The 23356-nt window shown below is 66.4% G+C and carries 21 protein-coding genes; 6 read left to right on the top strand and 15 right to left on the bottom strand.

All coding sequences use genetic code 11. The features are described 5' to 3' along the window. Nucleotides 1–31 precede the first annotated feature (31 nt). Both WFP44_RS03045 and zapE read left to right on the top strand, forming a co-directional pair. Nucleotides 32–814 carry a succinate dehydrogenase iron-sulfur subunit gene (locus tag WFP44_RS03045; RefSeq protein ID WP_336924878.1) on the top strand — a complete coding sequence of 261 codons (783 nt, stop codon included), beginning with the start codon at nucleotides 32–34 and terminating at the stop codon, nucleotides 812–814. Between the two features lies 1 nt (nucleotide 815). Next, nucleotides 816–1943 carry a cell division protein ZapE gene (gene zapE / locus WFP44_RS03040; RefSeq protein WP_336925036.1) on the top strand — a complete coding sequence of 376 codons (1128 nt, stop codon included), beginning with the start codon at nucleotides 816–818 and terminating at the stop codon, nucleotides 1941–1943. Here zapE and WFP44_RS03035 read toward each other — a convergent pair. The 12 genes from WFP44_RS03035 to WFP44_RS02980 all read right to left on the bottom strand — a co-directional run bounded on the left by WFP44_RS03035 (nucleotide 1940) and on the right by WFP44_RS02980 (nucleotide 17676). After that, the gene (locus tag WFP44_RS03035; protein ID WP_336924877.1) at nucleotides 1940–3835 is read right to left on the bottom strand and encodes an XrtA/PEP-CTERM system amidotransferase; all 1896 of its coding nucleotides are present in this window, start codon (nucleotides 3833–3835) and stop codon (nucleotides 1940–1942) included. The genes zapE and WFP44_RS03035 overlap by 4 nt on opposite strands. Before the next feature lie 11 nt (nucleotides 3836–3846). Then, complete coding sequence (xrtA, locus tag WFP44_RS03030) at nucleotides 3847–5415, bottom strand: exosortase A (protein ID WP_336924876.1); 1569 nt, start codon at nucleotides 5413–5415, stop codon at nucleotides 3847–3849. Beyond that, complete coding sequence (locus WFP44_RS03025) at nucleotides 5405–6634, bottom strand: TIGR03087 family PEP-CTERM/XrtA system glycosyltransferase (protein WP_336925035.1); 1230 nt, start codon at nucleotides 6632–6634, stop codon at nucleotides 5405–5407. Before WFP44_RS03025 ends, xrtA begins: the two co-directional genes overlap by 11 nt. A 6-nt stretch (nucleotides 6635–6640) precedes the next feature. Next, on the bottom strand, nucleotides 6641–7714 hold the full coding sequence (locus WFP44_RS03020; protein WP_336924875.1) for a FemAB family XrtA/PEP-CTERM system-associated protein: 1074 nt from the start codon (nucleotides 7712–7714) through the stop codon (nucleotides 6641–6643). Then, the gene (locus WFP44_RS03015; RefSeq protein WP_336924874.1) at nucleotides 7711–8613 is read right to left on the bottom strand and encodes an XrtA system polysaccharide deacetylase; all 903 of its coding nucleotides are present in this window, start codon (nucleotides 8611–8613) and stop codon (nucleotides 7711–7713) included. Before WFP44_RS03015 ends, WFP44_RS03020 begins: the two co-directional genes overlap by 4 nt. Before the next feature lie 14 nt (nucleotides 8614–8627). Beyond that, nucleotides 8628–9800, bottom strand: a complete 1173-nt coding sequence (locus tag WFP44_RS03010; RefSeq protein WP_336924873.1) for an XrtA/PEP-CTERM system-associated ATPase — start codon at nucleotides 9798–9800, stop codon at nucleotides 8628–8630. 21 nt (nucleotides 9801–9821) lie between these two features. After that, nucleotides 9822–11492, bottom strand: a complete 1671-nt coding sequence (locus WFP44_RS03005; protein WP_336924872.1) for a preprotein translocase subunit YajC — start codon at nucleotides 11490–11492, stop codon at nucleotides 9822–9824. A gap of 1 nt (nucleotide 11493) precedes the next feature. After that, nucleotides 11494–12543, bottom strand: coding sequence for a P-loop NTPase family protein (locus WFP44_RS03000; protein WP_336924871.1), 1050 nt, complete (start codon nucleotides 12541–12543; stop codon nucleotides 11494–11496). A 10-nt stretch (nucleotides 12544–12553) separates the two neighbouring features. Next, nucleotides 12554–14071 carry an XrtA system polysaccharide chain length determinant gene (locus WFP44_RS02995; RefSeq protein ID WP_336924870.1) on the bottom strand — a complete coding sequence of 506 codons (1518 nt, stop codon included), beginning with the start codon at nucleotides 14069–14071 and terminating at the stop codon, nucleotides 12554–12556. Between the two features lie 16 nt (nucleotides 14072–14087). Next, nucleotides 14088–14732, bottom strand: a complete 645-nt coding sequence (locus tag WFP44_RS02990; protein ID WP_336924869.1) for an XrtA/PEP-CTERM system exopolysaccharide export protein — start codon at nucleotides 14730–14732, stop codon at nucleotides 14088–14090. A gap of 194 nt (nucleotides 14733–14926) precedes the next feature. Beyond that, nucleotides 14927–16153, bottom strand: a complete 1227-nt coding sequence (locus WFP44_RS02985; RefSeq protein ID WP_336924868.1) for a pyridoxal-dependent decarboxylase, exosortase A system-associated — start codon at nucleotides 16151–16153, stop codon at nucleotides 14927–14929. Next, nucleotides 16150–17676, bottom strand: coding sequence for an acyl-CoA ligase (AMP-forming), exosortase A system-associated (locus WFP44_RS02980; RefSeq protein WP_336924867.1), 1527 nt, complete (start codon nucleotides 17674–17676; stop codon nucleotides 16150–16152). Before WFP44_RS02980 ends, WFP44_RS02985 begins: the two co-directional genes overlap by 4 nt. A gap of 26 nt (nucleotides 17677–17702) precedes the next feature. Here WFP44_RS02980 and WFP44_RS02975 point away from each other — a divergent pair, with 26 nt between their 5' ends. The 4 genes from WFP44_RS02975 to WFP44_RS02960 are packed head-to-tail and all read left to right on the top strand — an operon-like array spanning nucleotide 17703 to nucleotide 20431. Next, entirely contained in the window at nucleotides 17703–18686 is a 984-nt protein-coding gene (locus WFP44_RS02975; protein ID WP_336924866.1) for a GNAT family N-acetyltransferase, read from the top strand. A 9-nt stretch (nucleotides 18687–18695) separates the two neighbouring features. Further along, the gene (locus WFP44_RS02970) at nucleotides 18696–18965 is read left to right on the top strand and encodes an acyl carrier protein (RefSeq protein ID WP_336924865.1); all 270 of its coding nucleotides are present in this window, start codon (nucleotides 18696–18698) and stop codon (nucleotides 18963–18965) included. 6 nt (nucleotides 18966–18971) lie between these two features. Further along, nucleotides 18972–19637, top strand: coding sequence for a hypothetical protein (locus tag WFP44_RS02965; protein ID WP_336924864.1), 666 nt, complete (start codon nucleotides 18972–18974; stop codon nucleotides 19635–19637). Continuing rightward, on the top strand, nucleotides 19634–20431 hold the full coding sequence (locus tag WFP44_RS02960) for a hydrolase 1, exosortase A system-associated (protein ID WP_336924863.1): 798 nt from the start codon (nucleotides 19634–19636) through the stop codon (nucleotides 20429–20431). The genes WFP44_RS02965 and WFP44_RS02960 overlap by 4 nt, the downstream gene beginning before the upstream one ends. Here WFP44_RS02960 and WFP44_RS02955 read toward each other — a convergent pair. From WFP44_RS02955 to WFP44_RS02945, 3 genes are read right to left on the bottom strand one after another with little or no spacing between them, the layout of a single operon-like run. Further along, nucleotides 20384–21592, bottom strand: coding sequence for a class I SAM-dependent RNA methyltransferase (locus WFP44_RS02955; RefSeq protein ID WP_336924862.1), 1209 nt, complete (start codon nucleotides 21590–21592; stop codon nucleotides 20384–20386). The two genes, WFP44_RS02960 and WFP44_RS02955, sit on opposite strands and share 48 nt — an antisense overlap. Further along, entirely contained in the window at nucleotides 21589–22983 is a 1395-nt protein-coding gene (locus WFP44_RS02950; RefSeq protein ID WP_336924861.1) for an NAD(P)H-hydrate dehydratase, read from the bottom strand. The genes WFP44_RS02955 and WFP44_RS02950 overlap by 4 nt, the downstream gene beginning before the upstream one ends. Beyond that, nucleotides 22970–23356 (bottom strand): hypothetical protein, encoded by a 387-nt coding sequence (locus WFP44_RS02945; RefSeq protein WP_336924860.1) that lies wholly within the window; start codon nucleotides 23354–23356, stop codon nucleotides 22970–22972. Before WFP44_RS02945 ends, WFP44_RS02950 begins: the two co-directional genes overlap by 14 nt.

Raw genomic sequence — 23356 nt, 5'->3', positions numbered from 1 at the left:
TAAATGGGCGGGGATTGGAGAAAGCATCGCAATGGCAACCTTCACCCTTCCGAAGAACAGCAAGATCAATGGCAACGGCACGGTTCACAAGGCCGAGGGCGCTGCGCGGGTGAAACGTTTCCGCATCTATCGCTGGAACCCGGATGACGGGCAGAACCCGCGTTACGACACGTTCGAGATCGATCTGGACAATTGCGGGCCGATGGTGCTGGACGCGCTGTTCAAGATCAAGAACGAGATCGACCCCACGCTGACCTTCCGCCGTTCCTGCCGCGAAGGAATCTGCGGTTCGTGTGCGATGAACATGAACGGCAAGAACGGCCTTGCCTGCACCACCGCGATCGAGGATCTGCCGGGCGAAGTGCGCATCACCCCCCTGCCGCATATGCAGGTCATCAAGGATCTGGTGCCCGATTTCACCAATTTCTACGCCCAATATGCCAGCATCCGCCCCTGGCTGCAGACGGTGTCCACCACGCCCAGCGGCAAGGAGCGCCTGCAATCGCCCGAACAGCGCGAAAAGCTCGACGGCCTTTACGAATGCATTCTGTGCGCCTGCTGCTCGACCGCCTGTCCCAGCTATTGGTGGAACAGCGACAAGTTCCTTGGCCCGGCGATCCTGCTTCAGGCCTATCGCTGGCTGGCCGACAGCCGCGACGAGATGACGGGTGAACGGCTGGACGAGCTGGAGGATCCCTTCCGCCTCTATCGCTGCCATACCATCATGAACTGCGCCAATGTCTGCCCCAAGGGCCTGAGTCCCGCGCGCGCCATTGCCGAGATCAAGAAGCTGCAGGCCGAACGGCAGGCCTGACCTGTCGGGCCTGATTTCCCGGTACGAAGCACTGCTGGCATCGGGCGAATTGCGCCCGGATGCAGGGCAACGTGCCGCTGTCGAAGTGCTGGCGCAGGTGCAGGCCGGGCTGGAAAAGCCCGCCGCCACGCCCGGTTTGTTCAAGCGGCTGGTTGGTTCCGCGACGCCGCAAGGGGTGCGCGGCGCCTATCTTTGGGGCGGCGTGGGGCGCGGCAAATCCATGCTGATGGATCTGTTCCACGATACGCTTGCCCTGCCCGCTGCCGCCAAGCGCCGCGTGCATTTCCATGCCTTCATGCAGGAAGTGCACGCGCGGCTGCGCGATGCGCGAAGGGGTGAGACTGGCGACCCCATTCCCCCGGTCGCCGCTGCCATCGCCGCCGGTCTGCGTTGTCTTGCCTTTGACGAGATGGTGGTCAACAATTCGGCCGATGCCATGATCATGAGCCGGCTGTTCCGCGCGCTGATTGTGGATCACGGCGTCACCGTTGTCACAACAAGCAACCGCCCTCCGCAAGACCTCTACAAGGACGGCATCAACCGCGAGTTGTTCCTGCCATTCATTGACCTGATTGGCGAACGGCTGGACGTGGTGGAACTCAACGGCCCTGTCGATTACCGGCTCGACCGGATTGGCGGAATGGCAAGCTGGCACGCACCGCTGGGCGATGCGGCCACGGCGCAACTGCGCGAATTGTTCTTTCGCCTCACCGACTTTGCACCCGAAGATGCCGCCCACGTCCCCAGCGCCGAGCTGGATGTGGGCGGCGGGCGGACACTGCACGTGCCCAAGAGCCTGAAGGGTGTGGCCGTGTTCAGCTTCAAGCGACTATGCGGGGAAGCGCGCGGCGCGGCGGACTACCTCGCCATCGCGCAGGCCTATCACACCGTCATACTGGTCGGCATCCCGCAATTGGGGCCAGATATGCGCAACGAGGCGGCCCGCTTCGTCACGCTGATCGACGCGCTGTACGAAAACCGCGTGAAGCTGTTCGCCAGCGCCGCAGTGGAGCCCGCCGCGCTCTATCCCAAGGGTGACGGCGCGTTCGAGTTTGAACGCACAGTCAGCCGGCTGATGGAAATGCAGAGCGCCGATTACATGGCGCTGGGCCACGGCGAAGACGGCTAGACGACGCCCAAACGCGCCAGCGACTTGTCGAGCATGATAAGCTGCCACAGCAGCCGCGAATGGTCGCTTCGTCCGGAAATATGCGCCTCGGCCAAGCCGCTCAGCACCGTCTTGTCGAACCACCCGGTGCGCGCCAGTGCCGAACCGCTTGCCACGCCGCGCGCTTCGTCCGCCAGCGGCCCGCGCAGCCATTGCGCGATCGGCGTCACAAAGCCTTGTTTGGGCCGGTAGAGGATGTGTTCGGGCAAATGCCGCTCCATTGCCTTCTTCAACAGCCACTTGCCTTGCCGCCCCTTCACCCGCAGTCCTTCGGGCAGGCTGGCGGCAAATTCCACCAGACGGTGATCGAGCAGCGGCTCGCGCGCCTCCAGGCTCACCGCCATGCTGGTGCGATCCACCTTGGTGAGAATATCGCCCGGCAGCCAGAACTTCAGATCGGCATATTGCGCGGCATCGAGGCCCGAACGGGCGGGCGCGTTCTCCATCAGGCGCACCACCGCATCCTCCGCGCGGTAATCGTCAAGGATGCCGCGAAAGGACGCAGAATACAGCGGCAGGCGCACTTCGGGCGGCACGCTGGAGAGTGCGCGAGCGTATCCTTGCGCAGCCGATCCGGCGAGCGCTTGCAGCGTCGATTTGAAGCGCAGCGGACGCGGTGCCCAATCCGCCTTGGGCCATGCCTCGCCCAAGGGGCCGAGCACACCGGAACGCAGCCTGGCTGGCAGCAGTCGCCGCACACGCTCCTCGTGATGGTGGAATACCTGCCGCCGGTATCCCGCCAGCGCCTCGTCCGCGCCATCGCCCGACAAAGCCACCGTTACGCCTTCCCGCGCAAGCTGGCACACGCGCCAGGTTGCCAGCGCGCTGGCATCGGCAAAGGGTTCATCGAACATGGCCGCAAGCTGGTCGATCGCGTCGAACTGGTCGGCGCTGACGGTGCGTGCGGCGTGGTTGGTGCCGAACAGGCGCGCGACTTCGGCGGCATATCCGGTTTCGTCCACTTCCGCGACATCAAAGCCGATGGAACAGGTGTTGACCGGCGCGGCGCTCGCCTCGGCCATCATCGCCACCACGCTGGAGCTGTCCACCCCGCCCGACAGGAAGGCGCCCAGCGGCACATCGGCCACCATGCGGCTGGTCACCGCCTCGCGCAGGTGATGCAGCAGTTCGGCCTCCAGATCGCGCGGCTTGCCGCGGCGCCGCTCCGCAAAGGAGATGTCCCAATATTGCTGCGGCGGCGCAGGCGGGGCATCATGGTGCAGCAATTGCCAGTGGCCCGCCGGCAGCTTGTCCACGCCCCTGAGGATGGAGCGGTGATCGGGGACATAGCCAAAGGCCATGTAATCCTCGATCCCCAGCGGATCGACCTCGCGCCGCAGCAACGGATGGGCAAGCAGGCCTTTCAGCTCGCTGGCAAAGGCCAACGACCCGTCGGACAGCAGCGCGGTGAACAGCGGCTTCACCCCGAACCGGTCGCGCGCCAGAAACAGCGTGCGCTCGGCCTTGTCATATATGGCAAAGGCGAACATCCCGTTGAAGCGGCTCACGCAATCGGTGCCCCAGCGCTGATAGGCGGCCAGAATAACCTCGGTATCGCCCGATGTGCGGAACTCGGCACCCAGCCCTTCCAGCTCGCGCCGCAGTTCGCGGTAATTGTAGATCTCGCCATTGAAGCTGATGACATGGCGATCATCGGCGGAATGCATCGGCTGGGGGGAGCCGGCAAGGTCGATAATGGAAAGGCGGCGATGGCCCAGCCCCACACCGGGAGCCGTCCACACGCCCGATCCATCCGGGCCGCGATGCGCCAGTGCATCGCACATCCGCGCCACGCGGGCGGGATCGACCGGCTTGATTGTGCCGCAATGAAAGAGGCCTGCAATTCCGCACATGGTTCAGCGCCTTAGGGAAGCTGCGCCACGCGGTCCATCCATTCGCCAATGCCAGCGTCGGCGTCGCCCGTCGCCGCCAGGAAACGGCGCAACGCCTCCTCTGCCGGCACGGGGCCGCCTTCAGGGGCGGAAAGAATGAGCGTGATGGTGGGATGCGGGTCGAAAGTCAGCCGGTCGCGGATATTGGACAGTTTCAGCCGCGCCACGCTGCCTGTGGTCAGGTCGCGGTGGCGGTAGAGCGTGAGTGCCAGGCGCTGCGTATCGGAAAACGCCTGCAAGCGGTCGGACAGCCCCATGGCGAAATCGGGGCCGGGCGAATGCCAGCGCCAGTCGGTATCGGGCATCAGCGCCCCTTGCCCGAACGATCCCGCCTCGCGCCCTTCATCCTGCGCGGCATAGAGCGCGTAGAACACATCGACACGCGCCCCTTCGGAATCCTGATAGAAGGCGAGCAGCCGGTGATCCGCGCCGCCTGCACGCGGTTCCCACCACAGGCCGGGCGCGGCTTGCACCTGCTGCCAGCCGGGCACCGCAGGCAAGGTGATCTGCGCGGGGATTTCGGCCTCCACCGTGCGCGCGCTGATCGACCAGGCGGCAATGCCGGCAAACAGCGCGGCAATCACGCCAAGGCACACCGCCCCGCTGGCGCGAAAGCGTTCGATCGGGGCGAGTAGCGGCCAGTCGGCAATCGCCTGCCCATCAATGAAACGGTCATCGCGTGGGCGGTCGAAGAACGGCCAGGCCATCGCCAACAGCAGGCCCATAACCAATGCGAAGAACACCCAGCCGTAGAAGATGTGATCGAAGCCCACGGCAAATTCGATCCCCTGCGACTGCGCGATATAGATCGTGCCCCACGCCCGCACCCCGTTGGCGATGATCGGCAGGATCACGGCGGCTGCCATGAAGCCTGCGCGCCGCCACCAGCTGACAAAGCAGACATGGGCCGCCAGCGTGCCCAGCGCCACCATCGCCACAAGGAACTTCACGCCCGAACAGGCCTCGGCCACTTCGAACAGGCCGATCGGCGTATCGATGAACACCCCGTCGATCACCGCCGGAATCCCGCTGAAGTGCACCAGCGCGATGGTGAGATCGGCGGTAATCATCTGGAGCGCGGGCACCAGCTCGTCGCCAAAGGGGACGAGGAACAGCATATAGGAAATGGGAAACAGCAGCGCCGCCGTTACCCGCACGCCCAGCAGGGTGATGGCGCTTGCCTGCAGCGCCAGCACCAGCGCCAGATGCGTCGCCAGCGCCAGGCCCGTCAGATCGCCCAGCAGCCACAGGAACAGCGCGCCCGCGACGCCGATCAGGCCCGGCCACCAGGCTTGCGGCGTCACCTTTACCAATTCGGGGCTGCGCATATGCACCAGCCAGCCGATGATGAACGGCACGAACAGGATGTGGTTATAGGTCGAACTGTCCCAGAACTGGCGCGCCATATCGGCCACCACATGGGCAAACATCAGCAGCAGGAACGCCCAAGCCAGCGCCAGATGCAGCAGCGGGCGGCGCCAGTGCGGGGCAATCGCCTCGGTCAATCGTGCGCGGCGCGGCAGGGCAAGATCAAGCGGCATTGCGCGCCTCCTGCGGCGGAATATCCAGCAGGCACGGCAGATCGGCCAGCATGGCAGGCCAGGACTGCCGCTCCACCACAAAGCGGCGCGCGGCATCGCCCATGGCGCGGGCAAAGGCGCGATCGGTCAGCAGGGTTTGGATCTGCGCGGCGAAATCCGCATCATCGCCGCCAATGGCAAAATGCTCGCCATTGCGCGCCGGAATGCCGGTGGCGGCCCCCTCGCTCAAAACCACGGGCCGCGCCATCGCCATGGCTTCCAGCACCTTGTTCTGCACGCCGCGCGCAATGGCAAGCGGCGCGACCACGATATCCGCCCCTGCCAGAAAGGGGCGCATATCGGGCACCGCGCCGTGCACGGTGCAGCCGGGCAAGCTGCCCAGCGCCCGCACTTCCGGCGCCGGCGAGCGGCCCGCAATGTGAAACTGCGCGCCCGGCGAAGCGCGCTGAACCAGCGGCAGGATCTGCCGTGCCATGCGGCTGGCAGCGGCAATATTGGGCGGGTAATCCATCTGCCCGGTGAACAGCAGATGCGGCCCTGCCCCCTGCATGGCGGGCGCGGCTTTCACCCGGCCGGGCGCGAAGTGATCGGCATCTATGCCATTGCCCATCACCCGGATGGAACGGGCCTGCGGCGCGCGGGACTCAAAGAGCGCCGCTTCCTGTGCACTGATCAACAGCGTGTGGTTCGCACGGGCGGCAAGCCCCGCCTCCACCTTAGCCAGCAAGCGGGCTTCGCGGGCATGGATCACCGCCATCGGGCCGCGCGTATCGCGGGCATAGGCTTCGAACTTGGCCGAATCGACATCGCACAGATCGACCACCAGCCGCCCTTTCCACGATGGCGGCACGAACTGGCCCATCTGGCCGGAAAAGACATAGACAGCGCCAATGCGACCGCTTGCCAGCTTGCCCTCCACCCAGCGGGACAGGCCGGAATGGGCATAGGCCGCAAGGCTGACCGGCTCACCCTTGACCATCGCTTCAACCCCGGCCAGCGGCAGGGGCTTGCGGCGCGTAACCACGCAGGCCGATGCAGCCAAGGAGGCCACTTCGCCTTCATGCGCGCGGTCTGCCTTCGCATCCACGAAACAGCCGATATGCACCGGCGCAATCTGCGCCAGCGCACGCAGGACATGGGCCGAACGGATGCGGTCGCCGCGATCGGGCGGAAACGGCAACCGGTGCGCCAGAAAAAGGATCTCGTCGCTACCTTGCATCACGCCTTACCCCAACCCGCGCGCGATCAGCGGGCCAAGCCGGTTCGCCAGCGCCAGCGGCAGACGCTTCCACAGGGCAATGCGCGCGGCGTGCTTCGCGCTGGTGGGATCGGCATCGCGCGGCGTATGGCCCGGCGCGGTCCATACACCATAGCTGAGCGGATGCGGCGCAAACCCCCAATTGCGCTTGAAGTGATAGGCGCCGCTGCCTGTCTTGCTGCGCCCGAAATCGAACCGGTCGCAGCCGCGCGCGCGGGCGTGGTTCATCAGCGCAAAATACATCACGTCATTGGCGCGCCAGTGCCGCGCCGCCGCCGTGCCGCCGCCCCAATAGGGCATCACCGCGCCGCCGTGATACAGCGAGAGCACGCTCGAAAGCGGCACGCCATCCTTCCACACGGTCAGGATATCGGCATCCAGCGCGTCCAGCACCGCATCGAACAGGCTGCGCGGAAAAACCGGCGTGCCCAGATTGCGCACGCTTTCGGCATAAACCGCGTAATGCGCCGCCCTGTCCCGCTCTGCCCGTCCCGTCGTCACCTGCATCGCATGGCCCAGCCCGCGCCGCACCTCGGCGCGCTGCTTGCGCGGGATGGCAAGGAGCTGCGCCTCCTCATCGGCGGCAAGCGGCGCGACGAAACCGCAATGGCTTTCGCTGCGCAGATGCCAGCCTGCGGGCACCGGCCCGCCGCGCAATTCCACCGTGGAGCAGGAGAGGCGCTGCGCCAATTCTTCCACCCCGCCCGCCAGCGCCCGTGCGGCGCTGTGATCGCGCGCCAAAATCCCGCCTTCGACCGCAAAACCGCTGGCGGCCAGCATCCGGCCGAACAGCGGGGAGTGAATGGCGTTCAGCGGCAAAAAGCCGGCTATCGATCCGCCACGTTCTGCCAGCAAACCATGCGCGGCGTTGCCCGTGCCGCGCTCCACTGCCAGCAGCCAGGCGGGGCGGTGAAACACGCTGCCGCCCGTTTCCGCCACAAAGGCATCAATCCGCGCCACTTCGGCAGGATCGCGCAGATCCGCCCCCCGCAAGGCCAGCGCCCGTGCCGAGGCCGCATCCGTGGCGAATGGCGCATTCATGCCGCGCGCGCTTGCAGCAGCGCCTTTTCGCGGTGCGCCAGCACATCCATGCGGCCCCAGGCAAATTCGTGGATCAGCTGGCGCAGCTTGGGCGCCATCTTGTCCAGATTGGTGTAATGGCGCAGCCGCGATTTCAGCGGCGCGCCCGCCACGCGCGGCTGGCCGGGATCTATTTCCCACGGGTGGAAATAGAAGATCGCCGGCCGCCCATCAGTGCGGTTCACCTGCCGGATGGCCCAGCGCGAAAAGGCATAAGGCAGCACGCGAAAAAATCCGCCGCCGCCCGCCGCCAGCCGCTTGCCCCCGAACATCGCGGTGGTGACGGGTATCTCCACCAGATCGGCCCAGGGCAGCGGGCGAAAGGCAAAGCGCGGCGCGTCGGCCCATCCGTAATGGTCATGCGCCACCGGCGCGACGCTGCTGGAATAGGCATATCCCTGCTCCACCAGCTCGGCAAAGGCCCAGGGCGTGCGGTGATCGATGGAAAAGCTTGGCGCGCGGTAGCCGGTGACAGGCAAGCCTGTGGCGTCCTCGATCGCCTTGCGGGCGCGTGCGATATCCTCGGCAAATTCCGCCGGGGTCAGCTTGAAGACGCGCGTATGATCCCAGCCGTGGCTTGCGACTTCGTGCCCGCGCGCGGCAACTTCTCGCAGCAAGGGCGCGTGGCGCTGTGCCACCCAGCCCAGCGTGAAGAAGGTGGCGCTGGCCCCCGCCTCGTCAAACAGGTCGAGAATGCCATGGACATTGCGCTCCACCCGGTCATCCAGCCCGGCCCAGTCGCCGCGCTCGATCACATCCTCGAACGCGCCGACCTGGAACCAGTCCTCGACATCGACCGACAGGCCGTTGACGATGCGGCTTTGCGCATCAGCCCGTTCACGGATGGTCACCGCATTCACCGCGAAGCGCTCCTTCAGGCAGCCTTGCTTTCGTCCATTTCGCCTTCGATCCATTCGATCAGCATGGTCAGCGTCTGGCGGATCGTGCGCTCCTGCTCGAAATTGCGCGCTTCGAGCCGGGCAATCTGTTCCTCAAGCGCACGGATTTCGGGCTGGATCGCCTGCGCCACCGCCTCATCCTGCTGATTGGCCATTTCGATTACGGCCTGTTGCAGTTCGGCAATCTGCGCGTCGCGTTCGGCCAGCAAGGTGTCGAGCACCTGCGCGTCAACCCCTGTGGCGGGGGCAGGAACACCATCGGCTTCAACAGCCCGTGCAGCTTCGGGCGCGGGCACCGGCTGGCGCAGCGGCTGCGGGGCAGCCACCGGAAAGGCGCGCTCGCCTGCCATTTCGTCCAGCACCGACTGCAGCATGGCGGCATCGATGCGGCTGCGTTCTTCCACCGCGCCCAGCAACAGCAGGCGGTTGGCAATCTGGTTCACCCGGCGCGGCACGCCGCCGCTCGCTTCGAACAATTCGGCAAAGACGCGCTGGTCGAAGGCGGGGTTGCCTTGCCAGCCGACCTTTTCCAGACGGTGCACGATATAGGGTTCGATCTCGCCCTTCTGCATCGGTTCCAGATGGTGCGCAGCGATCACGCGCTGGCGCAGCTGCTCCAGATCGGGGTGACTTTGCAGCGTCGTGCGGAATTCGGGCTGGCCCAGCAGCAGCGTTTGCAGCAGCGGATGGTTGCCCAGCTGGAAGTTGGAGAGCATCCGCAGCTCCTCCAGCGCGGAAACGGCAAGGTTCTGCGCTTCGTCCACCACCAGCAGGCAGCGCCGGCCTGCCCGCGCCTCGTCATGCAGCAGCGCCTCGATCGCGCCCAGCGCGCTGGCCTTGTCATGCCCTTCGATGTCGAGGCCAAAGGCCTGCGCCACCACGTGCACGATCTCCTCGCCATCCAGCTTGCTGGTGACGATCTGCGCCACGGTCACCTGCGCGGGGTCGATATTGGCCATCATGTGGGCAACCAGCGTGGATTTGCCCGCGCCAACCTCGCCGGTGATGACGATGAAGCCTTCGCCCTGCGCCAGACCATATCCCAGATAGGACAGCGCCTTGCGATGCGTGACCGAGCGGAAATAGAATTCCGGATCGGGGGTAAGCTGGAAGGGCTTTCCGGTCAGGCCATAGAAATCATCAAACATGGATCGGCTCCCTCGGATCCGTCAAAAGGAATAGCGCAGGCCGACAAGGGCGCTGGCATTGGTGTAATCGGGCAAGGCTTCGCGGGTGACGCCATCGACGCCCACGGCTGCGGTGCCGGTCAGGCCGCGGATAAGCTGGCGGTAATAGGCAAGCGCGGCGGAATACCCCATGCCCTGGCCCTGGCTGTCGAACCCGCTATCGAACCAATTGGCATAGGCATTTGCGGAAATGCCCGATGCCTGGTCAAGCTGCTGGCTGGCATAGGCGCCGATCCAGATCGTTTCGTCGAGCAGGCCATCCACATTCGCAAGCGCGCTTCCGGCGGCGGCGATATAACGCCGCTGGTCATACCCTGCTGCCACGCCATAGCTGGTGCGCCCCGTCCCGCGCGCGATCGATCCCACCACGCCCCGGCTGCGGAACACCGCGCTGCGCAGCGAGCCCAGATTGCCCAGCGCGCAGGAACCGCCCTCCAGCGCCGCCACACAGCCGCCCAGATCGCCGGTCAGCAAATTGCGGAAGGCCTGGAATTCGGTCGGCAGGTTGGACAGATTGTCCACCAGCACGCCGCCAAAGCTGTTGATCGTGTCATAGGCGCCAATATTGACGCTGGTGCGCGGATTGGGCGCATAGGAGATAGAGCCGGTATAGCTCATCGAGCCATAGCGCCGGCCCACCGTGGCGGTGAGCGAGGTGCGGCTGCTGGGCCGCCACATCACGCCCGCATCCCAGATCAAGCCATCGGTCTCATAGGCGATAGTGCGCGGGCTGGCTTTGTCAGTCACAAAGCGGCCATCGGGGCCGACCACCGGATCACCATCCCCATCGCGCACCGCATCGCGCGCGGAAACCTGCACATCCTCGTAACCCACACCACCAACAAGCGCCAAGGTGGGGGACAACGGCACGGTCACATCACCGCGCACATAGCGGTCATCCAGCCGCTGATCGAGGTTGGAGACGTCCTGCCGGTTCCAACCGCCGCCCACACCCACGCCAATCGGCAGCACCGTGCCCGGCGCGAAACCAGCGCGCGCGGCGGCCTGCTGGCTGAGGCTGGAATCGAATATATCCACCGGCTGATCGCCCGGCGCCAGCACCACCGCATCGGGCGCTTCCACGCGGGTATAGCCGATGCGGTAGCCGGCGGTCACTTCCAGCTGATCGATATTGGTTTGCAGCGAAGGCCCGGCATAGACCGAATAGACCTGGCTGGTGGAACTGTCGTCCACATCGAACCCACCCAGCGAGGTGGAGCCGCCGCTTTCCACGCGGGTGCGCGCGGCAAGGCCGCCTGCCTCCAGCGTCAGGCGGCGCGGCACCAGCGCCAGCGATGTGCGAGCAATGCCGCTGATGGCGTCGCCATCCTCGACATCGCCATAGCCGATCCGGCGCTCATACCGCAGCGAGAGCGAGCCGGCGCTGTTGCGTCCGGCAAAGCCGGTATCCACCCCGGCCGCAAGCCTTGTATAGGTCACCACATCGTCACCCGGCGAAAGCTCGGCGGTGAGCACCTGCGCCGCTTCGATATAGGGCTGCACATTGACATAGCGCGACGATTGACCACGCGCAGAACCGCTGGTTTCACCGCCAGCCGACACCGCGGCTTGCGCAAAGGCGGGCCCGGGCGCCGCCAGGCTGAGCGCGAAAGAGGTGGCCGCCAACAGGCGGGGGGCGAAGGGTCGGGGCATCCTAGCCTCCATATCCATAGTAAGAGCCGAAGCGGCGCCCGCTGGGACTGAAACGGGCATCGTTCAGAAGCAGCTTGATGTCGGGGCAGCTGGACAGCAGCGTCAGCGCATCTTCCAGCGCGCTCTGCCCGGTCTTGTCGGCACGGGTGACAACCACCGCCTGCCCCACATGATGGGCCAGATCGGCGGCGGGCGAAGCGGCGAGAGCGGGCGGGGAATCGAAAATCAGCACGCGTTCGGGCGCGCCCTGCGTCAGCCGCGCCAACACCTCGCCGGTGCGCGCGCTGGCAAGATATTCGCTGTCGGCGTGGGTCGGGTTGCCGGCGGGCAGCACAGACAGCCCCGCAATGTCGGTGGCGATGACGCAGTCCTCGATGGCAATGGCGGGATTGGCCAGCGCATCCATCAGCCCCGGCCCCTTGGGCAGGCCCAGCAGCGACAGGATCGAGGGCTTGGCCACATCAGCGTCCACCAGCACGACTTCGCAATCGCGCTCGGTCGCCAGTGCCAGCGCCAGATTGGTGGCGCAGAAGGTCTTGCCTTCATTGGGCAGCGGCGAACACACCAGGATGCGCTGCGCAAGATCGGCGTGCGGGCCATCCGCGCCGGCGCGCACCGCTTTGAGCAATTGGCGCTTCACGATGCGGAATTCCTCCAGCAGCGCGGTCACCGGGCCTTCGGGATTGATAAGCCCGTTATAGGCAAGCCTTTCGCGGTCGATCACGCCGCGGCGGCGGGTAAGCTCGATGCGCGGGGCCGGCGGCTCGGCAGCGGCGGCAGGCGGGGCCTCTGCCTGTGGTGCGGCGGCAACTGCGACAGGGTCAGCCGCCGGGTATGCTGGCACAGGTTCGCCCGTCTCCGGCACGGCGCGGCGCGCGCCCTTGTTGTTCAAGGGCCGGTTGACCGGCGGGGCCAGTTCGCGCGGAACGGGTGCGGGGGCGAAGCCGGACTTTCCGATCAGGCCCTCGGCCCGCTCGAACAGCGACTTGCCGCCGGATTCGCCCGCCTCGCCAGGGCTGCCGGGCAGAGGGATCTTGCTGTGTTCGGTCATCTGGTCCCCCTCACGCCATCAGCCCGCGCTGCGCGATTTCGAGGCCCAGCAGAACCACGAAGACAACGCCCAGCCCGCCCGATGCGGCGGCAAAATATTTCATCCGGCGCGCCGCCAGTTCCTTGCCCGCCACCGTCAGCGCATGGCTCACCGTGCCGATCACGGGCAGGTCGAATGTCCGCTCCAACTGGCTGGCGGTGGAGAAGGTCGAGCCGAGCTTGCTGAGCGCGAAGGCTGTGCCCGCGCCCGCGCCCAGGCCCAGAATCAGGACAGCGAACAAGAGCAGCGGCCGGTTGGGCGCGGCAGGCTTGCGCGGGGTGGACGGCGGATCGACCACTTCGAACTGCACCGCGCTGCGCTCGGTCTCCACCTGCCCGCGCAGGCGCAATTGTTCGCGGTCGCGCAGCAATTCTTCATACTGGGTGCGCAGCACTTCGTAATCGCGGCTGATGCGCTGCGCTTCGGCCGAAACGCCCGGTTCGCGCGACTGGCTTGCCATGACCGAGGAGATTTCCGCCCGCAGCGCCGCCGCGCGCGATTGCAACGCCTGCACCGCGGCAAGCCGCTGCGCCCGCATGGTGACAAGCGATGTGTAGGCGGGATTCTGTGTCCCGGATGCGCCGTTATCCGCCGCGGCCCGCTCGCGCAGGGTGGCGATCTGCCGGGTAATGGTGACGACGTCAGGGTGCTGATCGGTGAGGCCCTGCGCGCGGTATTGACTCAGCGTCGCTTCAGCTTGAGCCAGCAAGACACGTGGCCCGCCGCCTTCGGCAGTCAGCAGCGTGCGCGGGGTGCTGGCAATCTGCCCGTCGATCGCGGCCAGCGCACTTTCCGCCGCCGCCAGATCCGCCTCGATACTGCGCAATTCCGCGCGTGAGGCATTCAGGCTTTGCTGAAGCGCGGCCGTGCCGCCAATCAGCTCGGGATGCAGCGCTTCGAATTCCAGCCGGCGCTGCTCGGCCTCTTCCAATTCGCGCTGGCGCTGGGCGAGCTGTTCGTTGATGAAATCGATCGAACTGGCCATGTCACCGCGTGCGCCGCCGAGATTTTCCTCGCGGAAGATGTCGATCATGCGCTGCACGATGGTCTGCGCCAATTGCGCGTTCTCGCTGTCGCTCAGGCTGCGCCGACCGCTGCTGGCGGTGATTTCGAACCTATTTTCGCCTTCGGCGGTAACCTTGATGTCCTTGGTCAAGGCTTCCACCGCGCGTTCCATGTCGCTGGCATTGGTAATTCCGTCGCCCAGCGACGTGGAGCGAACCACCTTCTCCAGATTGACCGAGCTCACCAATGTCTGGCGCACGCGCTCGATCCTGCGCTGGCGGCTGGCGGTGCCGATGCCGATCTGTTCGGCCAGCACATCATCGAGCTGCACGAATATGCGCGCTTCCGAAGCATAGGAATTGGGGATCAGCGCCACGGCCAGCCACCCGGCCAGGCACACCGCCCAGGCAATGCCCAGCGCCAGCCAGCGCCGGTTCCAGACCGACCAGATCGCCGCGCGCACTTCTTCAAGGAGGAGGTTCAACGCCCGTGGCTCCCTGTCAGAACATACTTTCGGGTATGATGATCACATCCCCCGGCATCAGCATCACATTCGCCTCGCTCTGCCCCCGGCGCAGCAGATCGTTGAGGCGCAGGCCATATTCCTGCTGACGCCCGGTGGTGCGATCAAACCGGATCAGGCGTGCGCGGTTGCCCGCGGCAAATTCGGACAGGCCGCCCACGGCGATCATCGCGTCGAGCAGCGTCATATTGGCCCGGTAAGGCAAGGAGGCGGGCTGTTCGGTCGCGCCCACAATGCGCACCTGCTGGCTGAATGTGCCGGCAAACTTGTTGACGATCACCGTCACCAGCGGATCGGCGATGTATTGGCTCAGTTGCAGACGGATATCCTCGGCCAGCATGGTAGGCGTCTTGCCCACGGCGGGCATATCGGCCACCAGCGGCGTGGTGATGCGGCCATCGGGGCGCACCTGCACTTCGGCGCCCAGTTCGTCATTGCGCCAGACATGGATGGTAAGTTCGTCGAGCGGGCCGATCACATATTCCTCGCCCGGCCCTTCCTGCATGGCGACAAAGGTGGCAGGCGCAAGGCGCGGCGCGGCGCCGGGGCTGGCGCATCCCGACAGCACAAGCGATGCGGTGGCACCGGCGGCCAGCAGGGAGGCAATTCTGTTCCTTCGCATTGCGCGCGTCCTCAAAAGTGTTCGGGCAACAGAAGCGGTGACGGGAAAAACCCGCCACGGTTCCACAGCCCGCGGATCCAGCGTGCACACTGGGCAAAAAGGGTGAACATTGCGTTAGCCTTGGCCGCGAAACTCCCTGATTTGCGGGATTTTCGGGGTGCTGTCCCGAAAGGGGACGCTGCCCGGTGAAGAGCTTAAACCAGCATTTCGCGCGCCGGCCCCTGCCCCAGAAAGGCAGAAGGGCTGGCGCTGGCGCCATAGGCCCCGGCGCAGAACACCGCCACCAGATCGCCCACATCGGCGCGGGGCAGCTGCGCTTGCTCCGCCAGCCGGTCGAGCGGGGTGCACAGGCAACCCACCACGCTCGCCTCCTCCTCTGCCAGTGCATCAAAGCGTGTCGCAATGGCGAGCGGATAATTGCGCCGCACCACCGTGCCGAAATTGCCGCTGGCCGCCAATTGGTGGTGCAGCCCCCCGTCGCAGACGAGGAAAACCTGCCCGTGGCTTTCCTTGCGATCAACAATGCGGGTCAGATAAACGCCCGCCTCACCCACCAGAAAGCGGCCCAGTTCTATCGCAATTTCCGTGTCCTGCAGTTCGGGCAGCAGGCTCGCAAACCGCTCTTGCAGCGCCGCACCGACGGCGGCGATATCGAGCGGCTGATCCTTGTCGAAATAGGGGATGCCAAAGCCACCGCCCATGTTGAGATGCACCAACGGCGCACCGATGGCCTGCGTCAGACGCGCGGCCACATCCAGCACATTGCCCTGCATCTCGATCACCGCGCCCGCATCCAGCGCCTGACTGCCGGTATAGATGTGCAAGCCGCGCCATACCGCGCCTGCCGCAATGATCTCGCGCGCCAGCGGCGCAACCGCGCCCTCGTCCACGCCAAAGGGCTTGGCCCCGCCGCCCATTTTCATACCCGATCCGCGCAGCTCGAAATCCGGGTTTACGCGAATGGCAAGGCGCGGGGTCACGCCGAGCGCGGTGCCCAGCGCCAGTGCCCGGCGCGCCTCCCCTGCCGATTCCAGATTGATCGTGACGCCCTGCCGGATCGCGGCGGTCAATTCGGCATCGGTCTTGCCCGGCCCGGCAAAGCTGATCTCGCGCGGGGTGAACCCCGCCGCCCGCGCCATCGCCAGTTCCCCGCCCGATGCAATGTCGAGGCCATCGACCAGGTCGGCCATATGTTCGAGCAGCGGCGCAAAGGGATTGGCCTTCATTGCGTAATGTATCTTCAGCCGCGCGGGCATGGCGGCGCGCAGGGCCGCCATCCGCGCGTCAATCAGCGCGCGCGAATAGACAAACAGCGGCGTCCCGCCCGCTTCCTTCACCAGCGCGCACACCTTGCGCCCGCCAATCGCCAGTTCGCCATCCAGCGCGGCAAAGCCGGGGGGGATCGGGCCCAGCGGCTTCATTGCGCCCCCTCGCCCTGCGCCATCTGCGCCAGCGCGGCGCGGTCGATCTTGCCGTTGGGGCCAAGCGGCATGGCGTCAAGATAGCGGATCATGTGCGGCTGCATGAAGCCGGGCAGATCATGGCGCAGCGCGTTGCGCAAGCCTTCTGCATCGCCGGGGCCGCGCACGAACAGCCAGATCGCCTGCCCCAGCCGATCATCCGCAACGCCCAATGCCGCCGCCTCCACCGCAAGGCCGGTGGCAAGCGCCGCTTCCTCGACCTCCGACGGGCTAATGCGGTTCCCCGCGCTCTTGATCATCGCATCGCGTCGGCCCACGAAATAGAGCAGCCCTGAAGCATCGCACACCACCCGGTCGCCCGACCATACCGCCATCCCGCCATAGCGAGAGACTGCGGGCGCGGGGCGAAAGCGCTCCGCCGTGCGCACAGGATCGTTCCAATAGCCCTGCGCTACCAATGGCCCGCAATGCACCAGTTCACCCTCCTCGCCAGCGGCGGCGATGTCGCCCGCATCGTTCACCACCAGAATCTCGGCAAAGGGGATCGCCTTGCCCATCGAAGTGGGATGGCTGTCGATCAGCGCGGGATCGAGAAAGGTCGAGCGGAAGGCTTCGGTCAGGCCATACATGGCAAACAGCCGCGCCTGCGGGAAGGTGGCGCGCAGACGGCGCACCAGATCAGGCGTCAGCGCGCCGCCGCTATTCGTCAGGCGGCGTAGCGGTGCGACCGATCCGGCCGGCCAATCCGCCTCCAGCACCTGCACCCACAAGGGCGGCACAGCGGCGAGCGTGGTGACGCCATGCCGCGCGCAGGCCTTCACCACATCGCGCGGCAGGAGGTAATCGAGCGGCACGGCGCAGCCGCCCGCCACCCAAGTGGAAAGAAGCTGGTTCTGCCCGTAATCGAAGCTGAGCGGCAGCACGGCCAGTGTCACATCATCCGCCGCCAGCCCCAGATAATGCGCCACGCTGACCGCCCCCAGCCACATATTCGCATGGCTGAGCATCACGCCCTTGGGACGTCCGGTCGATCCGCTGGTGTAGAGGATAGCGGCCAGATCGGCCGGATCGGCGGCAGATGGCGGCAGTTCGCGCCCGTCCGCATACGCAGCGGCCAATGCCGCGGCTTCCTCCACCACGCGGCACCCGGCGGGCAAGTCGCCGCTTTCCAGCGTGGCAAGCCGCGCAGGCGTGCCGATCAGCAGGCGGGCCACGCAATCGGTGAGAATATGGTTTACCTGCGCCCGCTTGAGCAGAGGATTGATAGGCACGTGGACAAGACCCGCGCGCGCCGCTGCCAGCGGCATCAGGCAGGTCACTTCGCCCTTGGCCGCCCATGTCGCCACCCGCGCGCCCGGTTCCAGCCCCAACGCATCCAGCCAGCCCGCAAGCTGCGCGACACGGCTTCTTAAGTCCTTCCAGCTAAGCGTGCCCTCGCGCAAGGTCAGCGCCGCATCGCCATCCGCCCCGCACAATGCGAGGTGATCGAGCGGGCGCGGCACGGGATCGGGCGCGGTGGACACAGGAACTCCATCTGGAGAAGCGGGCTTTGGGCGAAATCGCCTATCACGACACGGTTAACGAACTGCATGGCCTTGGCCTGTGCGGCAAGGGGCCGTTTGCGCGTGTCGAATGGTTCGGCTTGCTGGAACAGGCCCAAGGGCTGTCTGGCCAGCGGCCCTTCATCGCCCTTGCCAGCGATGCGAGCGGCGCGATCGCCCTGCCGCTGATCCGGCGTGGCAAGGAGCTGGACATACTCTCCAACTGGTATGCCTTCACCTGGGCACCTCTGGAAACGGCGGGAGCCAGCCCCGCCTTGCTCGATGCACTGGCCGGCGCCTTGCGCGCCTACAGCATCACTCTCACCAAGCTGGATGCCGCCGATACCGACCGTCTGGAAGCCGCCTTTCGCCGCGCGGGCTTTTTCGTCAGCCGCGACATCTGCGACACCAACCACTTTCTCGCCATCAACGGGCGCAGTTTCGCCGAATACCTCGCCAGCCGCCCCGGCCCCTTGCGCACCACGCTGAAGCGCAAGGCGAAGAAGGTGGAGGTGCGCCTGTCCCGCCACTTCGACGCCGCTGACTGGGCCGCCTACGAGGCAATCTATGCCGCCAGCTGGAAACCGGCCGAAGGCGATCCGGCCTTGCTGCGCGCCTTTGCCAGGCAGGAGAGCGCACGCGGCCATTACCTGTTCGGCATGGCCTTGGCCGATGGCCAGCCGGTGGCCGCGCAGTTCTGGACCGTGGAGGATGGCACGGCCTATATTCACAAGCTGGCGCATCTTCCCGCCGCGGACGCGCTTTCCCCCGGCACCACGCTGACCGCCGCGCTGATGGAGCAGGTGATTGACCGCGACCGTGTGGCGCAAGTCGATTTCGGCACCGGCAATGACAGCTACAAGGCCGACTGGATGGACGCCGCGCGCCCGCGCTTTGCGCTCACTTGCATCCACCCCGCCGCGCCGCGCCACTGGCTGCAACTGGGCAAGGCGCTGATCCGCCACCTTGTATCGCCCCATTCCGATGGTTAGGGGCGCAGCATGACCGACCAAGCGATGATCGAAAACGAATTGCGCGCGCTTTTGCGCGATTGCCTTGGGCTGTCGCAACAGCGCGTGGACGCGTTTGACGCGGATACCGGCCTGTTCGGCCACCTGCCCGAACTCGATTCCATGGCCGTGGCAACCTTGCTGACCGAGATGGAGGATCGCCTCGGCCTCGTGATCGAGGACGACGAGATTGACGGCGAAATGCTCGAAAGTTTCGGCGCATTGCTGGCCTTCGTGACGGCCAAGCGGCAAGCGGGCTGACCGGGCGTGCACTTCGCCAGTTACACCGCGCCCGGCGGGCAGGAGGAACTGGCGCTGACCTTTGGCGATCCGTCCGCCTCCACCCGCCTGCTGGTGCTGCCTGCCTGGTTTGATGAAGCAAACAAGCTGCGCCATTTTTCCGTGGAGCTGATGCGCGCGCTGGAACGGGCCGGGGTCGCCAGCGTGCTGCCCGATCTGCCCGGCTGCAACGAAAGCCTCGCCCCGCTGGCGGCGCACGATCTGGCTAGCTGGCGCAGCGCCGCCCTTGCCGCATCGCAGGCCTATGGGTGCACCCATGTGCTGGCCATACGCGCGGGCGTGAACCTGGCGCCGGATCTGCCCGGCTGGGCCTATGCGCCGCTTGCCGGAAAGGCGGCATTGCGCGCTCTGCTGCGGGCGCGGGTCGTCGCAGCGAAGGAGGCAGGCCGCAGCGAGAGCAGCGAGGCTTTGCTCCAAACCGGCAAAAACGAAGGGCTGGCTTTGGGCGGCTATCACCTGGGCGCGGAAATGGTAGCGGCGCTGGCAAGGGCGGAATTGCCCGCGCATGGCCTGCACACGCTCACCCCGGCAGACTTCGACGCAGCGGGCCTGTGGCTGCGCGCCGAGCCCGATCACGACGGCGCGCAGGCCGAAGCGCTTGCGGCGCGGATCGTGCAGGATGTGCAGGGATGAGCCGGCGGCATTTCGCTTTTCCCTGCGCAGGCGAAACGCTCGCCGCCACGCTGGATGATGCGGCGGGCCGGGTGGGCCTGCTGATCGTAACGGGTGGCAACGAGGTGCGAAGCGGGACATTCAGCGGGCAGGCAAGGCTGGCAGCCCGGATCGCGGCGGCAGGCTATCCGGTGCTGCGGTTCGACCGGCGCGGCGTGGGCGATTCCACCGGCCGCAACAGCGGCTTCACCGGCAGCGCGCCTGATATTGCCGCGGCGATCGCCGCTTTCCGCGCACAGGCTCCGCATATCGAGCGCCTTGTCGTTTTCGGCAATTGCGATGCGGCCAGCGCGCTGCTGCTTGCCGGCGGCGCGGGATGCGATGCGCTGGTGCTGGCCAACCCCTGGACCTTCGATTCGGCAGACGAAGGCCCTGCCCCGCAAGCGGTGCGCGCACGCTATGCTGCGAAGCTGAAATCCCCGCGCGAGGTGCTGCGCCTTCTCCAGGGCGATGTGTCGCTGGCAAAGCTGCTGAATGGCCTGCGCCGCGCTCTCAGTCCCTCTCGGTCCCTTTCGGGCCTGTTGGGGGATATGCAGGCCGGGCACGCCCGCTTTGCGGGCAAGACCGCCATTCTGCTGGCCCCAAGGGACCGCACGGCGCAGGCGTTCATGGCGGCGTGGCCTGCCAGCAAGCGGCTGTGGCAGCTATGCGAAGATGCCGATCACGGATTTAGTGGCGAGACGGCATCCACATGGCTTTTCAGCGCGTTATGCGCCGTTCTTGAGGAAGAGGCTGGCCAGCTCGACATGGGTTGACCAGCGGAACTGGCCCACCGGGCGAACCTGCGCCAACCGATAGCCCGCCGCCGCCAGCAAGGCCCCGTCGCGCGACCAGCTGATGGGATTGCAGCTCACATAGGCGATTTTTGCGACCCCGCTTGCCGCCAGCTGCTCGACCTGCGACCGCGCCCCGGCCCGCGGGGGATCAATCACGACCCCGTCAAACCGCGCCAGCTCTGCGGGTTGCAGCGGATTGCGGAACAGGTCGCGGTGCGCCGCCTCCACGGGCAGGCGGTGGCGGGAAGCGGCCGCCTTGCAGGCCAGCACCGCGTCGCGTGCGGCCTCTGCGGCCAGAACCGGGATGTGCCGGGGCAGCGCAAAAGTGAAGGTGCCCAGCCCTGCAAACAGATCCGCCACCGCGCGGCAATCGCCAAGCCATTCGCGCACCGCGCCGGTCAGGGCATCTTCGCCATCCTGCGTCGCTTGCAGGAAGGCGCCTTGCGGGAACGGCACCGGCACGCCGCCCAGCGTCACGGTGACAGGCTCCGGTTCCCAGAAGGTTTCCGCGCCAAAACCCTGATCGAGCGACAGCCGTGCCAGAGTGTTGTCGCGGCAGAAATCGAGGAGGTCCTCGGTCTGTTCCAGCCCTTCGACAGTCAGATTGCGGATGGTGCAATCCACCCCTTGATCGGCGAGTGCCAGATCAATCTCGGCAGAAAACTTGCCTTTTCTTTTCGAAAGATAATCCCGCAACTTGCCAATAAATGTGAATAGTTCATCGGTGAGCACATGGCATTCGCGCAAATCCACCACCCGATGCGATCCGGCCGCGTGGAAACCGATCAGCGCCCGGCCTCCGCCTCCGTTCACCGCACGCAGCGAGGCCCGGCGGCGCGACCGCGGCGGAGAGAGATGCGTGGGCGCAACCACGGCGGGTTCCATGCCCTGCGCACGGGCGGCGTGGAGCACGCGCCCTTTCACCATCTCCGCAAGCCCGTCATCGTCGACCTGCTGCAATTCGCACCCGCCGCATTGGCCGAATTGGCGGCACGGCGGATCGATATGGTGCGGCCCCCGCGTGATCGTGCCGTCCGCCGTGACCAGATCACCTGGGGCGGTGCCGGAGACGTGGCGGCCCGATGCGGTGACTCCATCGCCCTTGGCGGCAATGCGGATGATTTCTTCAGGCCCGCTCACAGAAAGGCTCTCCACGCCTGCGGCAGGTGCGCCACAAGCGCCCCGGCGGAAAAGGCAGGCCCGGCCAGCCGCGCCGCCTCGGCATGGAGCCAGCACGCCTCCTCCGCCGCGCGCAACGGCGTGTCGGCCTGCGCGGCAAGACGGCTGGCCACAAGGCCCGCCAGAACATCGCCCGTCCCCGCCGTGCTGAGCCAACTGCAGGCCGGCGGCATGAAGGTGAGCGGCACGCCCGGCGCAGCGATCAGCGTATCCGGCCCCTTGGCAAGTACCACCGCGCCCAGCGCTTCGGCCAATTCGACCACCTCCTCGATCCGCCCATCACCCACCACGCCGAACGCCTCGTTCAGCGCCTCGCGCTCACCGTCATGCGGGGTAACGATCAGTGGTGCGCTGCGGCCTTGCAGCATGGGCGGTTCCAGCAGATGCAGCGCATCGGCATCGCAGACGGTGGGGATATCGAGTTCCAGCACATTCGCCAAAAGACCTTGCGCCTCGCTACCCCGGCCAAGGCCAGGCCCGATAAGCACCGCATCGATCCAGCGGTCATGGAACAATTCCTCGGTCGGCACACGGCGCAGCACGATATCGGGCGGGAGCGGGAAAGATTCCCGCCCGCTCGTTTCAATCCGGACATAGCCCGCTCCGCCGCCTTGCGCTGCCCGTGCCGCCAGCACCGCGGCACCAGGCATGGCCCCACCCACCACGCTCAGCAGGCCGCGGCTGTATTTGTGCGCGCCCATCGGCGGGGATGCGAGGTGCGGACGCGTCGAGACCCGCATGGCATCGGCCATCGGGGCAATCCCGATATCGACCAGCCGCCGTGCGCCCATCAATTCCATCGCGGGCATCTGCCAATGCGCGGGCTTCCACGCACCCAGCGCGATCGTCAGGTCGAAAACCGGAAGCGCCGCGTTGAGGCATTCACCGCTGTCGGCATCCACGCCGCTGGGGAGATCAACCGCGACACGCAAGCGATGCGCCCCCGCCAGATCGTTCAGCAACCGCTCCAGCGGCGGTTCAAGCGAACGGGCAAGCCCGCTGCCGAACAGGCAATCGACAAACACCTCACCCGCGGCATGGGTAACGCTTTCCCCGCCCCAGGCTGCACGCGCCGCCCGCGCGGCTGCCGTTTTCGGTTGCATCGGCGCCACCACCTGCACCGCCACCCCCCGCTGGTGCAGCAGGCGCGCAATCACATAGCCATCGCCGCCATTATTGCCCGGCCCGCACAGCACGGTGACGGGCCGTCCGGCCGACAGCCGCCAGACATAATCGGCGGCACCCGCCCCAGCGCGTTCCATCAGGCTGGACACGGTTTCCCCGCCGTCAATCAGCGCCTGCTCCGCCGCCTGCATCTGGGCGACGGTGAGAATCTGGTCAGGGCGCAGCATCGCCTGCCGTTTCGGCGGTTTTGGCGGCAATCGTTGCGGGCAGGATGTAGCGATCGGCCGCTACCGTCACCGCGATTTCCCCATCATAGACGGTGATCTGCGCCGGGTCCGCGCCATCGGCCGCTGCCACACCCGACCCATCGCCTTGCACCGCAAGACGGCGGAACCCGCCATCCTCGTGATGGATGACCAATATCAAGGCGCCGTCCTCCACCGCGCGTTCCACGGTGCAGACAGGGGCCAGTTCCGCAGCACCGCCCGTAGCGCAGGCAATAGTCTCGCCTTGTGCGACAGCTTCTCCATCCACCGCATCTCCACTCGCTGAACAGGCCGCCAGCGCCAACAGGCAGGTGGCGGGAACAAGCGCGCGCAT

It is taken from the genome of Alteraurantiacibacter palmitatis (assembly GCF_037154115.1).
In the GTDB taxonomy this organism is placed as follows: Bacteria; Pseudomonadota; Alphaproteobacteria; order Sphingomonadales; family Sphingomonadaceae; genus Alteraurantiacibacter; species Alteraurantiacibacter palmitatis.
Note: the sequence above shows the minus strand (reverse complement) of the source record. Positions and strands in the feature narration are given on the sequence as shown.